Genomic DNA, 14671 nt, shown 5'->3' with positions numbered 1-14671 from the left:
AAGCTTAGCTGCGCAAACGCTGTGAAACGAACTGGACGGTCAGCGCCAGCCGTCGGCGGCCTTGGCGGCCTGGACCAGCGCGTCGCACAACCCCCGCAACTCGGCGGCGGCAGCGCCTTCCTCGACAGCCGTGGCGACGTCCTCGGCGGCGCAGCGCACCTGGTAGACCCGGTCCGACAACTCGGCGGCCTCGTCAGCCGAGAGCACCACCGCATCCTCGGGGATGGCGCTGCCCTTGACCAGGGCTCGCTGTTCGTAGGCGCGCTGCCGGCACGACTGCCTGCAGTACTGTCTGCGCCGGCCCATCCCGGCATCGGCCACCTCGCGGCCACACCACCGGCACGGCTGAGAGCGGGTACGACGCGTCACGTCTTGTGACTGTAGACGGGTCGATGCAGTGATCCCGGTATCATGGCGGGTTGAGTCGGGAACCGCAGAGCGTGGGCTTGCGTTCACTATCTGCTACTTGATAAATCGTTTGAGGAGAGTTGACGATGGCTGATCGCGTCTTGAGAGGCAGCCGGCTCGGAGCCGTGAGCTACGAGACCGACCGCAACCATGACCTGGCGCCGCGTCAGGTCGCGCGTTACCGCACCGAGAATGGCGAGGAATTCGACGTTCCCTTCGCCGACGATGCCGAGATCCCCGGCACCTGGCTGTGCCGCAACGGTCTGGAGGGCACCCTCATCGAGGGTGATCTGCCCGAGCCCAAGAAGGTCAAGCCGCCGCGCACCCACTGGGACATGCTGCTGGAGCGCCGCTCGGTCGAGGAGCTCGAGGAGCTGCTCAAGGAGCGTCTGGACCTGATCAAATCCAAGCGCCGCGGAAGCTGACCTAGCGGACTACGCCGCGGGCACGGTCCATCCGCCCGCCGATCCCCCACTGGGCGACCTTGACCATCGCTTCGCGAATGTTCGAACCGCTCATCTTCGACACCCCGAGTTCGCGTTCGCTGAACGTGATGGGCACCTCGGCGACGGTGAAGCCGTTGTTGATCGTGCGCCAGGTCAGATCGATCTGGAAGCAGTAGCCCTTCGAGTCGACGTCGGCGAGGTCGATCTTCTCCAGCACCTCGCGCCGGTAGGCACGGTAGCCGGCGGTGATGTCGTGGATATCGACCCCGAGCAGAACCCGCGAATACGTGTTGGCGGTCTTGGACAACACCAGCCGCCGCGTCGGCCAGTTGCGGACCGTGCCGCCCTGCACGTAGCGCGAACCGATCGCCAGATCCGCGCCATTGTCGATGGCGTCAAGCAGGCGGTAGAGCTGTTCGGGGGCGTGAGAACCGTCGGCGTCCATCTCCACCAGCACGTTGTACTGGCGCCCCAATCCCCATTCGAACCCGGCGAGGTAGGCCGCGCCGAGGCCGTCCTTGGCGTCGCGGTGCATCACATGGACCCGGTCGGGATCGGCCAGCGACAGCTCGTCGGCCAGTGCGCCGGTTCCGTCGGGGCTGCCGTCGTCGACGATCAGCACGTGGACCTCCGGGCAGGCCTTGTGCACGCGGCCCACGATCAGCGGCAGGTTCTCCAGCTCGTTGAATGTGGGGATGATCACCAGGGTGCGCCGGCTGGGGCGGTCAGCGCCCGTCTTGCCCCGGTCGGTCATGAGTCTCCTTTGTCGTGCTGTCCGGCCAGGGCGGAGGATGATTCGCCCTGCTCCGGCGGGTTGTCGCCGTCGTCTTCGCCCCCGGACACGGTATTTGCGTCGCGTTGCCGCCTCCTACGGCGCAACGGACGCATGAACCAACCATTGTGCAGCATGGCGACGATCACGACGGCAACGGCGGCTCCCACCAGCACCCATTGGACCAGCGGCCCCCATCGGGCGGCCGGCGTTTCGCTGGTTTTCAGCCGGACCGACGCGTCCAGATAGGCCGGCGTGAAGAACTGGGTCCGGGCCACCTCGCGGCCGTCCGGGGCGATCACCGCGCTGATCCCGGTGGTTCCGGCCACCACCACGTATCGGTCGTGTTCGACGGCGCGCGCGCGGGCGAACGCCAACTGCTGTTCGCTCATGTTCGCATCGAAGGTGGCGTTGTTGGTGGGGACCGCCAGGATCTGCGCCCCGTTACGGACCGATTCGCGAAGCGCCCGGTCGAAGATGACCTCCCAGCAGGTCGCCACCCCGACGGGCACCCCCGCGGCATGCACGACGCCGGTGCCGCGGCCCGGCACGAAGTAACCGGCACGGTCGGCGAACGATGACAGATGCCGGAAGAAGCCCCGCCACGGCAGGTACTCGCCGAACGGCTGGACGATCTGCTTGTCGTGGCGCTGTCCGGCCCCGGTGACCGGATCCCACACCACGATGGTGTTCGTCGCTGTCGGGTTCTGCGGTGTCCAGTCCGGACGCGCGATCACGGCGCCGACCAGGATCGGTGCGCCGATCGCCTGGGCGGCGACGCTGATCTGCGCAGCGGCGTCGGCATTGGTGAGCGGGTCGATGTCCGAGGAGTTCTCCGGCCAGATGACGAACTGCGGTTGTGGCGCCGTGCCGGCGCGCACATCGTCGGCCAGCTGCACGGTCTCGCGAACATGGTTGTCCAGCACGGCACGGCGCTGGCTGTTGAAGTCCAGCCCGAGTCGCGGCACGTTGCCCTGGATGGCGGCGACCGTGACCGTCGGCTCGTTGCCGGCCCCGCCGGCGGCGCGACGCACCTGCGGGGCGGCCACCGCGGTGGTCAGCAGAACCGCGGTGATGCACAGCCCGGGCAGCAGCACGCCGGGAAGAGACCCGTTCTCGGTCGAGTCGCGCTGCCACCAGCGCACGACCTCGAGTGCGAGGGCGGCCAGCGAGGTACCGAGCAGTACGATCCCGAACGACAACAACGGAACCCCGCCGAACTGCACCAGCGACAGAAACGGCCCGTTCGTCTGCCCGAAACCGACGACGCCCCAAGGAAATCCGCCGAACGGCACCGTCGATTTCAGCCACTCCTGCAGGGCCCACACCAGTGCCAGCCACAGCGGCCAGCCCGGCAGCCGGCGGACGACGACCGCGAGCCATCCGAAGATCGCCGGGAAGAGGGCTTCCATGGCGGACAGCGCCAACCAGGGCACCGGGCCGACCAGGCCACTGATCCAGGGAATCAGCGGGACGTAGAACGCCAGCCCGAACAGGAATCCGTAGCCGAGCCCGCCTGCGGGGGTCGTTTTGGGGTGCACCAGAACCCAGCTGAAGATCGCAAAGCTCAGCACCGCCGACCACCACCACCCGATCGGCGGGAAGCTGATGCACAGCAGCAGCCCGGCGGTGACCGCGGCCAGCAGCCGCATCATCCGCGGCGGCAGCGCGGTGCGGAGCCACTTCAGCAGCCGGCTAACCATGGAGCACGACACCCCGATGCACGGTCCGCCGGCAGCGCGGCAACGGATCGCCCGGAGCCAGCCGTGGCAGGGCCGGCACCCTCGAGCGCGGGTCGGTCGACCAGCGCTGCACGGTGTCGGCCGGGGCGGCGACATCGAGATCGAGATCGCCACCCGTCTCCCACACCGCATAGGAGGCCGGGGCGCCGGGCACCAATGTCCCGGTGATGCCGTCGGCCACCCCACCCGCACGCCAGGCGCCCCTGGTTGCGGCGGCAAAGGCCGCACGCACGGACACGGCGCTTCCCGGGGTTTGATGATGGCTGGCGGCGCGCACGGTCGACCAGGGATCGATGCCGGTCACCGGGGCATCTGAGCCGAACGCCATGGGCACGCCTGCCGATGCTAACAGCGAGAACGGGTTGAGCAGAGCGGCTCTGGCCGAACCGAGGCGCCGCGCGTACATGCCGCTGTCGCCACCCCACAGCGCGTCGAAATTGGGCTGCACGCTGGCCGTGATCCCGCACTGGCCGAGCATGGCCGCCTGCTCGGCAGTCACCATCTCCAGGTGTTCCAGCCGGTGTCCGCAGCGAGCGACCGCGGGCGCCCCGAACCGCTCGACCAGGCGGCTCACGGCGTCGACCACCGCGCCCACCGCGGCGTCCCCGATCACGTGGAATCCCGCGGTCACGCCGGCTTCGGTGCACGCGATCAGGTGATCGGCGATGCCGGCGGGGTCCAGGTAGCAGTTCCCGGTGCTCTGCGGCGCGTCGGCATACGGTTCACACAGCCAGGCGGTGTGCGAGCCCAGGGCACCGTCGACGAAGAGATCGCCCGCCAGCCCGCGCGCGCCGGTCGCCTCGATCAGCGCCCTGGCCTGCGGGGCGCTGGACACCGCCTCGCCCCAGTATCCGATCACCTCGACGCCGTGCTCGGTGGCGCGTAGTTCCTGCCAATCGTCGGATCCGCCGATATCGGGTCCCGCGCACTCGTGCGCGGCGACGATGCCGGCGGCGGCCAGCGAATCCAGGGCCGCGAGCCGGGCGTCCGCGCGCTGCCGGGTGGTGAGCAGCCGGCGGGCCTCGTTGCGCACCAGGTGATGGGCGTCCGCGCTCAGTGGGCGCTGCGAGTCGTAGCCGGCGACTGCCGCCAGCCCGGGAACCAGCTCCCGCAGCGCCGTCGACGCCACGGCCGAGTGAACGTCGACGCGGGCCAGGTAGGCGGGCACCGGGCCGACGACGGCATCCAGTTCCGCCGTGCTCGGCGCGGTGTCCCGAGCCCAGCCGGTGTCGTCCCAGCCGTGCGCCCAGACCGGCCGGCCCGGGTGGGCGGCCACGTGCTCGGCCACCAGGGCCAGGCAGTGCTGTCGGGAAGCGGCCGCGGTGAGATCCAGACCCGTGATCATCAGGCCGGTGGAGGTCAGATGGATGTGGCTGTCGACGAACGCCGGTGATAGGAACGCACCGTCGAGGTCGACGACCTGCGCATCGCTGAACTGGGAACGGCCCACCTCGTCGCTGCCCAGCCACGCGACGACGCCGTCACGCACGGCCATCGCGGTGGCATCCGGGTGCGACGGGCTATGGATGCGCCCGCCCAGCAACAGTGTGGTCACGGTCGATCAGTCTGCCCCGCAGTGGCGAGGTCGACGCAGGGGCTCAGTAGCGCCGGACGATGTTGGCGTCGTGGACGCGGCCGTACACCTGCTCGTCGACGACTTCGCCGTCGATGTAGTCACCACGGCCGGGATAGCCGGGTGCGGTCAGGTTGACGACGGTGACCCGGCGGGCGATACCGCGGATGAGCAGCATCCCGGCCAATGGGCGTACCAGGGTGCGGGTCGGCGGCAACAGCATCAACGCGCCGAGCGCGGTGGTGACCAGGCCGGGGATGAACACCAGCACGGTGCCGAGCGCGACGAGCATGCCGTCGGCGACGGCACCCTGGGGGTCGGTGCGGGTGGATTGCAGGCGAAGGATCTGCCGTTTGACCTGTGAGCCGGCCAGCGCGACCCCGACCACCGAGGTCCCCAGCAGGATGAGCAGCGTCCAGCCCAGTCCGACGGACCAGGTCAGGGCGGCCAGAACCGCCAGCTCGACGACGACGTAACCGAAGAACGTCCGCATCACCATGAAAGGGCAACGACCCGCCGAACCGACGGGTTCCACAGCCACCTGATAGGAGTCTGTGAGTTCTATTGCGCGGTGATCTCGAGCCCGATATGCACCTTGTCGATACCGCCCCGGACCAGGCTGTGCGGATAAAACCACCACGCGTGATTCCAGTAGCGGCGGAGCACCTTGGCGTAGACATCCCGGGTTTCCGACTTGGGCAACACCCGGGCCACGGCTTCCACCGGCTCACCCTTCGGCTTGCCCAGCACTCCGCACTCGGCGATGGTCACCCGCGGCGTGTTGCGAATCCGCTTGACCTTCCAGGACCCGTCGTCGGTGATGATCAGCAGGCGGTTGCCGTCGGGTACGGCCCAGATCGGCGTCGGCTTGGGCGTCCCGTCCTTGGTGAACGTCGTCAGCAGCAGGTACTTCGCTTTGGCGACGTCGTCGAAGGTGGGAGCCACCCTCACGCCGCCCGCAGTTCGAGACCGATCGTTCGCTTGGCGCCGCCGCGCAGCTTGCTGAAGAAGTTGAAGACCTGCCCGACGATTCCGTAGCGCTTGCCGATCGCGGAGTAGACACGTTCGGTCTGGGATTCGTCGAGCACGGTCGCGATCGCCTCGACGGGTTCACTCTTGACGTTGCCGCGCATGTCGCAGACGGCCACCGTCACGCGCGGAGTATTGCGGATGCGCTTGACCTTCCAGGCGTTCTTCTCGGTGATCACCAGGGCGACGTCTCCGTCGGGCGCCACCCAGATCGGGGTCGGCTTGGGCCTGCCGTCCTTGGTGAACGTGGTCAGCGAAATGTACTTCGCCTTGATGACGTCGGCGAATGTGAGAGCCATACCACCAACTTAGCCCAGATTTTTCGCGGATTGTCGCTGGTGAGGGTGTGTAGATAAGCGAAAGTGCCTGTCCTGCAAGGGATAACTGGACTTCTCTACGGTTCAATCAACCCATTGGGAAGGCACTTCGCAGGTGAAGAATATCGCGGCCGCATCGCGGGTGAAAGTGTCGGCCGACGGCCACGGGGTCGTGTCGCACGCCGGCATGGCGATGTTACGTGAGCTCGCCGACCGGACCGGGTTATCAGCGCAGGTCACCGCCGCGTTGGCCGACACCTACCGCGGCCCGTAGGTGTATTCGCCCGGCGAGGTGTTCGCCGATCTGGCCGCGGCGGTGGCCGACGGCGCGGACTGCATCGACGGGGTCGGACAACTGTGCGGCGACCGCGAGCACGCGTTCGGCGCGAAAGCCTCCACGACCACGATGTGGCGGCTGATCGATCAGCGCATCGACACCGCACACCTGCCCGCGGTGCAGGCGGCCCGCGCCACGGCGCATGCGGCGGCCTGGGCCGCCGGCGCGGCCCCCGCACCGGGTGGCTGGCTGCACATCGACATCGACGCCACCCTGGTGATCGACCACTCCGACAACAAGCACGGCGCGACGCCGACCTGGAAGAAGTCGTTCGGGCATCATCCGCTGCTGGCGTTCCTGGACCGCCCCGAGATCGCCGGCGGGGAAGCCCTTGCCGGGCTGCTGCGCAGCGGCAATGCCGGCTCCAACACCGCCAGCGACCACATCATCGTCCTGGCCCAGGCGCTGGCAGCGCTGCCCGCGGCGTGGCGGCCAGACCCGAGTCGTGGCGATGATCCCGACCGGCCGCAGGTGCTGGTGCGCTGCGACACCGCCGGAGCCACCCACCGATTCGCCGACGCCTGCCGCGAGCAGGGGGTCGGATTCTCCTTCGGCTACCCCGTCGACGCGCGGGTCCAGGACGCCGTGGACACGCTCAACCTCGCCGAGGGCTGGTACCCGGCCATCGACACCGACGGTGGCCTCCGCGACGGCGCCTGGGTCGCCGAGGCCACCACCCTGGTCAACCTCAACAGCTGGCCGCCGGGCACCCGGCTGATCCTGCGCAAGGAGCGCCCCCATCCCGGCGCCCAGTTGCGGTTCACCGACATCGACGGGATGCGGGTCACCGCGTTCATCACCGACACACCCACCGGTGTCGTGGCCGGTCAGGTCGCCGGCCTGGAGTTGCGGCACCGCCAGCACGCCCGCGTCGAGGACCGCATCCGCGAACTGAAGGCCACCGGCCTGCGCAACCTGCCGTGTCAGTCCTTCTGGGCCAACGCCGCCTGGCTGGAGATCGTGCTGGCCGCCGCCGACCTGGTCACCTGGTGCCGCCTGCTCGGATTCCGAAACGATCCCGGCCTGGCCCGCGCCGAGATCACCACGTTCCGCTACCGCGTGCTGCACGTCGCCGCCCGCATCACCCGAGGTGCGCGCCAGCTGCGGCTGCGCATCGATGCCACCTGGCGCTGGGCCGCCCAGATCGCGACCGCCTGGCAGACCATCCGCACCGCCTTCGGATAACCGAAGACCTCCCTGACCGACCGATCACGAAAGACCCACTGGCCCTGGGAAAGCCCGCCCCACCCGGCGGCACGGGACCACCCCGCACGCCCAGCGACCACAGAACCCAACTCGCAACCCACTCGGCCGCTGATTCCAACCGGCATCACCTTCGACGAAAAATCGAGGTTAGCGTCAAACTAGCGTGCTTCCAGGTCGCCCTCGGTCTCGAGCAGAACCTGCCGCAACCCGTCCAACGTGGCCGGGTCCGGGTTCTCCCACATGCCCCGTCCGACGGCCTCAAGCAGCCGCTCCGACATCCCGTGCAGCGCCCAGGGATTGGACTCGTTCATGAATTTGCGGTTCTCCGGGTCGAGCACATAATTCTCGGTGAGCTGCTCGTACATCCAGTCGGCCAGCACGCCGGCGGTGGCGTCGTAGCCGAACAGGTAATCCACCGTGGCGGCCATCTCGAAGGCGCCCTTGTAGCCGTGCTTGCGCATCGCGGCCATCCACCGCGGATTGACCACACGAGCGCGGAAGACGCGGGTGGTCTCCTCGGACAGGGTGCGGGTACGTACCGCGTCGGGCCGGGTGTTGTCCCCGATGTAGGCCTCCGGCGCCTGGCCGGTCAACGCCCGCACGGTCGCCACCATGCCGCCGTGGTACTGGAAGTAGTCGTCGGAGTCGGCGATGTCATGCTCGCGCGAGTCGGTGTTCTTGGCCGCCACCACGATTCGGCGGTACTGCATCGACATGTCGTCGGCGGCCGGTCTGCCGTCGAGTTCGCGGCCGTAGGCGAAGCCACCCCACGCCGTGTACACCTGCGCCAGATCGGCATCGTCGCGCCAGTTGCGGCTGTCGATCAGCTGCAACAGACCGGCCCCGTAAGTTCCCGGTTTCGATCCGAAAATACGTGTGGTGGAACGTCTTTCGTCGCCATGCTCAGCGAGGTCGGCCTGAGCGTGGGCGCGCACGAAGTTCTGGTCGTCCGGTTCGTCGAGACCGGCGACCAGACGGACCGCGTCGTCGAGCATCGTGACGACATGGGGGAAGGCATCGCGGAAGAACCCGGAGATCCGCACGGTCACGTCGATGCGGGGCCGGCCCAGCTCGGCTGGGGAGATGGCCTCCAGGTCGACGACGCGGCGCGACGCGTCGTCCCACACCGGCCGCACCCCCAGCAGCGCAAGGACTTCGGCGATGTCGTCGCCGGAGGTACGCATTGCCGAGGTGCCCCACACCGACAGGCCGACCGATCGCGGCCAGTCGCCGTGGTCGCCGCGATAGCGTGCCAGCAGCGAATCCGCCATGGCCAGCCCGGTTTCCCAGGCCAGCCGGGACGGCACGGCCTTGGGGTCGACCGAGTAGAAGTTGCGCCCGGTGGGCAGCACATTGATCAGGCCGCGCAGCGGCGAACCCGACGGGCCGGCGGGGATGTACCGGCCGTCCAGTGCGCGCAGCACCTGATCGATTTCACCGGCCGTACCGGCCAGCCGCGGCACCACCTCGGTGGCCGCGAACCGCAGGATGGCCGCGACGCCGGCATCGTCGGTCAGTTCGCCGACCCGCCCGGCGTCCCAACCGGTGGCCTGCAGGCCGGCGAGCAGGCCGCGGGCCCGTTGCTCGGCCTCATCGACGTCGGCCCGGTCGGCACTGCCGTCCTCGGCCAGTCCGAGGGCCTGGCGCAGGCCGGGCAGGTGCTGTTCACCGGCGAAGAGCTGGCGGGCGCGCAGAATGGCCAGCACCAGGTCCAGTTCGGCCTCGCCGACCGGTGCCGCGCCGAGGATGTGCAGCCCGTCGCGGATCTGGACGTCCTTGATCTCGCAGAGCCAGCCGTCGACGTGCAACAGCATGTCGTCGAACGAGTCGTCTTCGGGGCGCTGCGCCAGACCCAGATCGTGGTCCATCTTGGCCGCGCGCATCAAGGTCCAGATCTGCTGGCGGATGGCCGGCAGCTTGCCCGGGTCGAGCGCGGCGATGTTGGCGTGCTCGTCGAGCAGCTGTTCGAGCCGGGCGATGTCGCCGTAGCTTTCCGCCCGCGCCATCGGCGGGATGAGGTGGTCGACGAGGGTGGCGTGCGCGCGACGCTTGGCCTGCGTCCCCTCCCCCGGATCGTTGACCAGGAACGGGTAGATCAGTGGTAGGTCGCCGAGTGCGGCGTCGGACCCGCAGGCCGCCGACATGCCGACCGTCTTGCCGGGCAGCCATTCGAGGTTGCCGTGCTTGCCCAGATGGACGGCGGCGTGGGCGCCGAATCCGTGCCGCAGCCACAGATAGGAGGCCAGGTAGTGGTGACTGGGCGGCAGGTCGGGATCGTGATAGATCGCCACCGGGTTCTCGCCGAAGCCGCGGGGTGGCTGAACCAGGATCACGATGTTGCCGGATTGGATTGCGGCGACGACGATCTCGCCATCCGGATCGCGGCTGCGGTCGACGAACAGTTCGCCCGGCGGCGGACCCCAGTGGGTGAGGATCGCCTCGGTCAGTTCGGCGGGCAGCGTGGCGAACCACTCTCGGTACAGCGCGGCCGCGATCCGGATCGGATTGCCGGCCAGTTGGCCGTCGGTGAGCCAGTCGGGATCCTGGCCGCCGTGCTCGATGAGCGCATGCATCAGGGCGTCACCATCGGATGCGTCGACACCGGGGATCTCACCGATGCGGTATCCGGCGTCGCGCAGCGCGTGCAGCAACGCGATCGCGCTGGCCGGGGTGTCCAGGCCGACCGCGTTGCCGATCCGTGAGTGTTTGGTCGGGTAGGCCGAGAACACCAGGGCCAGCCGCTTATCCGCCGGCCCGACGCGGCGCAGCGTCGCGTGGTTGACGGCCAGGCCGGCCACCCGGGCGCATCGCTCGGGATCGGGCACATAGGAGATCAGGCCGTCGGAGTCGATCTCCTTGAACGAGAACGGGACCGTGATGATGCGCCCGTCGAATTCCGGGACGGCGACCTGGGTGGCGACGTCGAGCGGGCTCAGTCCGTCGTCGTTGTCCGACCAGGTGGCCCGCGAACTGGTCAGGCACAAGCCCTGCAAGATCGGGACATCAAGGGCGGCTAGGTGTTTGACATTCCAGTTGTCATCGTCGTGACCGGCACCGGCGGTCGCCGGGCGGGCTCCCCCGGCGGCCAACACGGTGACCACCATGGCGTCGGCGGTGCCCAGCAGCTCCAGCAGATCGGGTTCCGGGGTGCGCAGTGAGGTGCAGTACACCGGTAGCGCACGTCCACCGGCCCGTTCGATCGCGGCGCACAGCGCCTCGATGTATGCGGTGTTCCCGGCCAGCTGCTGGGCCCGGTAGTAGAGCACCGCGATCGTCGGCCCCGCACCGCCCCGGTTCGGCCGTTCGAGCACCCCCCAGGCCGGGGTCGCCGACGGCTTGGTGAAGCCGAATCCCGTCATCAACAGGGTGTCGCAGAGGAACGCGTACAGCTGGCGCAGGTTGTCCACTCCGCCCTGGGCCAGGTAGATGTGGGTCTGCACGGCGATACCCGCGGGCACCGTGGAACGTTCCATCAGGTCGGCGTCGGGAGCCTGCTCACCGCTGACGACGACGGTCGGGCGCCCGCTGGCCACCACCGCGTCGATGCCGTCCTGCCAGGCCCGATAGCCGCCCAGGATGCGCACCACGACGAGATCGGTGCCATCGAGCAGCTCGGCCAGCTCACCGTCGGCCAGCCGCGCCGGGTTGGCCCACCGGTAGTCCACCCCGCTGGCACGGGCGGTGATCAGGTCGGTGTCTGACGTCGACAGCAACAGCACGGTGGGAGACACCCACCATTCGTACACCTGCGACCGGCGGAGTTTCGCGGTGGGCTACTCCGCGGCGCGCAGGAACGGGCCGAGCGCGACGGCGACGATGAGCACGACGGCCACCGGCGCCAGCAGCGGCAGCCACGGCACGCCGGCCGGAGCCGTGGTGGCCAGGATTCCGACCGCGGCGAAACCGGCGATCCCGACCGCCGTGGGCCGGGTCACCGCGGCGTGCGTCAGCACCAGATAGGCGGCGGCGCACACCCCCGACACCGCGGCCAGCATCGGTTGCGGGCCGCTCAGCGCGATGGCGGCGATCACGGCCAGCACGGCGGTCGTCGCCGCGACCCGCAGGAAGAGCCCGGCCAGCACGGCGGTCAACGCCACTGACACCGCCACCAGTCCCCAGTCGTCGGCGCCGATCGCGGCCGCGGCGGCCATCACCACCCCGAAGGCCGCCGCCAGCCACTTCCTTGAGGTCATGACGGACGCCGGACTCGGTCGGGCACCAGGCTCATCGCCTGGTCCAGGGTGATCCCGGCCGGCCAGGACACCACGTCGACGCCGATCACCTTCATGTCGCGGTACATCGCCGAGCGTTGCAGCGCCCACATCCGCTCGAGGATCGGATCGTCATCGTCGGCGAACGGCCAGCCCTCCAGGACGTCGACGGCCACCACGGGGTGCCCCCGCTTGCACAGGTCGATCAGCGCCAGCGCGAACTCGGTGTCGAGCATGGTCGAGAACCCTACGACGACCGCGCCCGGCGGGACGGCGGCCCGGGGCGCCAATGTTCCTGCGGTGTCCTGATATTCGCTGCCCACCCCGAGGGCCGCGTCGAGCACCCGGTAGAACTGGCGGCGGCCGATGTCGGCGCCCAGCCAGCGCGGCCTGCGGCCACCGAGCCCGACGATGCCGGCCCGGTCACCGTTGCGCAGCGCCGTCTGAACCACCTGGGTGGCGCCGCGCAACGCCCGCTCGGTGGCCGCGGTCGCGGGACCGATGGGCTGCGCACTCAGGTCGACCAGCACCACCACGTCGGCGGCCCGGTCGGTCAGCCGTTCGGTGACGTGCAGGCCGCCGCGGCGCGCGCTGACCGCCCAGTTCACCGAGCGAAGCTGGTCACCGGGTAGATAGGGGCGGATGTCGGCGAACTCGACGCCGGGGCCGATGTGGCGGGTCAGGTGAGTGCCGAGCCGGTCGGGTAGCTCGGTCCGCGGTATCCCGGTGGGTTGCGGCGGCGCCACCGGGAAGACGAACAGGTCGGCCGCGTCGATGATCGCGGTGCCGGTGAGCAGTCCGCCCGCGGCGAGGACCCGCACCCGGGTGCGCAGTGGGTAGCGGCCCCACCGCGGCGCCTCGGCGGACACGCTCGTGCGCGCGCCGTCACTCGAGAGCACCTCGACCTGCAGGCCCGGTACCGGGCGGATGTCCAGTGCCGCCAGCGGGTCGGTCGGATCGCCGGCCAGCTCGGCGCTCAGGTCCACCCGCTCGTTCTCGAAGCACCGGGTCAAGCCCGGGCGACCCCGCACCGCTGCCGTCGCCGGGCGGCGCTGCCAGCCGATCGAGGCCAGCACCCCGACCATCGGCGCCACGAACGCGATCAGTGCAAACCTCGACCCGACCACCGCCACCACCAGCGCCACACCGGCACAGGTGGCGATCGCGCGGGTCAACGGCGATGCGCTCCACCGCAACACAGCCTCGGTACGGCGGCTCTGGTCGATGTCGGTGTCCGTCATGAGCCCTGCCCGCGCGCCCGCGGGACCGGCAGCCGCCGCAGCAGTTGTTCGACCACGTCCGAGCCGTGCACGCTGCGCACCCACATCTCCGGCCGCAGGCTGATGCGGTGGGCGATCGCCGGCACCGCAAGCGCTTTCACGTCCTCGGGGATCACGTAGTCGCGACCCGACACCAGCGCGCGGGCACGGGCGAGTTGAACCAGGTCGAGTTCGGCGCGCGGGCTGGCGCCGACGGCCACCTGCGGATGGCTGCGGGTAGCCGCCGCCAGCGAGACCACATAGTGCAGGACGTCGTCGTGCACCGACACCTGCTCCACTGATTGCCGCATCGCCAGAAGATCTTTGGCGTCGACCACCTGATTGATCGTCGCCTCTGCCGAACCCCGATCCAGGCGGCGACGCAACATCGACGCTTCCTGCGCCTCAGAGAGGTATTTCAGCGCCACCTTGACGGCAAAGCGGTCGAGCTGGGCCTCCGGCAGTGGATAGGTGCCCTCGTACTCGATGGGGTTGTCGGTGGCCAACACGATGAACGGTGAAGGCAGCCGGTGGGTTTCGCCGTCGATGCTGACCTGATGCTCGGCCATCGCCTCGAGCAGCGCCGCCTGCGTCTTGGGTGGGGTCCGGTTGATCTCGTCGGCCATCAACAGATTGGTGAAGATCGGGCCGGGCCGAAACTCGAAACGCCCGGATTGCATGTCGTAGATGGTGGAGCCGAGCAGGTCGGCGGGCAGCAGGTCGGGGGTGAATTGCACGCGGGTGAAACGAAGGCCGAGGGCCGCTGCGAAGGACCGCGCGATCAAGGTCTTCCCCATGCCGGGCAGATCCTCGATCAGCACGTGCCCGCCGGCCAGCACGGTGGTCAGGATCAGCGTGAGCGCGGCGCGTTTCCCGACCACGGCACGTTCGATCTCGTCGAGCACCGCTTCGCAGTAGGCCGTCATCGCCGGGGCCGGCATCGTCATAGCTCTTCCATCCGTCGCAGAATCTCCTCGAGCGTGGCGTACCCGGGGCCGGGTTCGCGGCCGCGGCCGCGGGCCACGTTGTTCGGGTCCACCCAGCCCCACAGGTCGTCCCCGAACACGATGCGCCCGGTCGCATGCAGCGCCGCCGGATCTCGCTGACGGGTGGCGAGCACGAACTCACGCGCCAGCCGGGGCCGCAGGTGCCGGTCCCAGTCACCCCGGGTGGCGTCCGCCCATTGAATCGTCGACTCGGTGCGAGACCTCCAGCGCCACAACGCTTCGGCGGGGTCGTCGGCGACCGGTTCGGCGATCCGACGAGGCTGCGCCGCGGTGAAACTCAGGCGGGCGGCGAGCAGGAACACCGCGGCCGCCAGGCCGGCGATCGGCAGGACCCACCGACCGGGGGCCAGCACCATCGCCAGCA

11 protein-coding genes and 2 pseudogenes are annotated in these 14671 nt (G+C 69.5%); 2 read left to right on the top strand and 11 right to left on the bottom strand.

Annotated features, from left to right (window positions below; genetic code table 11):
* Positions 1–39: 39 nt before the first annotated feature.
* Entirely contained in the window at positions 40–369 is a 330-nt protein-coding gene (locus ORI27_RS07810; protein ID WP_265996277.1) for a hypothetical protein, read from the bottom strand.
* A 125-nt stretch (positions 370–494) separates the two neighbouring features.
* On the opposite strand from ORI27_RS07810, the gene rbpA reads away from it, so the two are divergent.
* The gene (gene rbpA, locus ORI27_RS07805; RefSeq protein WP_265996278.1) at positions 495–833 is read left to right on the top strand and encodes an RNA polymerase-binding protein RbpA; all 339 of its coding nucleotides are present in this window, start codon (positions 495–497) and stop codon (positions 831–833) included.
* 19 nt (positions 834–852) lie between these two features.
* On the opposite strand, the pseudogene lnt reads toward rbpA, so the two are convergent.
* The 5 genes and pseudogenes from lnt to ORI27_RS07775 form a co-directional block, all read right to left on the bottom strand.
* A pseudogene (lnt, locus tag ORI27_RS07795) lies at positions 853–3329 on the bottom strand (apolipoprotein N-acyltransferase); the annotation flags it as partial.
* Positions 3322–4863, bottom strand: coding sequence for an amidohydrolase (locus ORI27_RS07790; RefSeq protein ID WP_265996366.1), 1542 nt, complete (start codon positions 4861–4863; stop codon positions 3322–3324). The pseudogene lnt and the gene ORI27_RS07790, both read right to left, overlap by 8 nt.
* Positions 4864–4966: 103 nt before the next feature.
* On the bottom strand, positions 4967–5482 hold the full coding sequence (locus ORI27_RS07785; protein ID WP_407666250.1) for an FxsA family protein: 516 nt from the start codon (positions 5480–5482) through the stop codon (positions 4967–4969).
* A 20-nt stretch (positions 5483–5502) separates the two neighbouring features.
* Positions 5503–5886, bottom strand: coding sequence for a PPOX class F420-dependent oxidoreductase (locus ORI27_RS07780; RefSeq protein ID WP_265996370.1), 384 nt, complete (start codon positions 5884–5886; stop codon positions 5503–5505).
* A 2-nt stretch (positions 5887–5888) separates the two neighbouring features.
* Positions 5889–6269 (bottom strand): PPOX class F420-dependent oxidoreductase, encoded by a 381-nt coding sequence (locus tag ORI27_RS07775; protein WP_265996284.1) that lies wholly within the window; start codon positions 6267–6269, stop codon positions 5889–5891.
* 133 nt (positions 6270–6402) lie between these two features.
* Between ORI27_RS07775 and ORI27_RS07770 the strand changes: the two are divergent.
* A pseudogene (locus ORI27_RS07770) lies at positions 6403–7809 on the top strand (IS1380 family transposase).
* A 179-nt stretch (positions 7810–7988) separates the two neighbouring features.
* Here ORI27_RS07770 and cobN read toward each other — a convergent pair.
* Genes cobN through ORI27_RS07745 form a run of 5 tightly spaced genes read right to left on the bottom strand, consistent with a single transcriptional unit; the run spans position 7989 to position 14663 of the window.
* Entirely contained in the window at positions 7989–11561 is a 3573-nt protein-coding gene (cobN, locus tag ORI27_RS07765; protein WP_265996285.1) for a cobaltochelatase subunit CobN, read from the bottom strand.
* A 42-nt stretch (positions 11562–11603) separates the two neighbouring features.
* Entirely contained in the window at positions 11604–12023 is a 420-nt protein-coding gene (locus tag ORI27_RS07760; RefSeq protein WP_265996286.1) for a hypothetical protein, read from the bottom strand.
* Positions 12020–13282, bottom strand: a complete 1263-nt coding sequence (locus ORI27_RS07755) for a DUF58 domain-containing protein (protein ID WP_265996288.1) — start codon at positions 13280–13282, stop codon at positions 12020–12022. Before ORI27_RS07755 ends, ORI27_RS07760 begins: the two co-directional genes overlap by 4 nt.
* Complete coding sequence (locus tag ORI27_RS07750; RefSeq protein WP_265996289.1) at positions 13279–14247, bottom strand: AAA family ATPase; 969 nt, start codon at positions 14245–14247, stop codon at positions 13279–13281. The genes ORI27_RS07755 and ORI27_RS07750 overlap by 4 nt, the downstream gene beginning before the upstream one ends.
* Positions 14244–14663: a hypothetical protein gene (locus tag ORI27_RS07745; protein WP_265996372.1), complete on the bottom strand. Its 420-nt coding sequence runs from the start codon at positions 14661–14663 to the stop codon at positions 14244–14246. The genes ORI27_RS07750 and ORI27_RS07745 overlap by 4 nt, the downstream gene beginning before the upstream one ends.
* Positions 14664–14671 lie beyond the last annotated feature (8 nt).

This window comes from Mycobacterium pinniadriaticum (genome assembly GCF_026242045.1).
In the GTDB taxonomy this organism is placed as follows: Bacteria; Actinomycetota; Actinomycetes; order Mycobacteriales; family Mycobacteriaceae; genus Mycobacterium; species Mycobacterium pinniadriaticum.
This window is presented reverse-complemented; position numbering and strand designations above follow the sequence as displayed.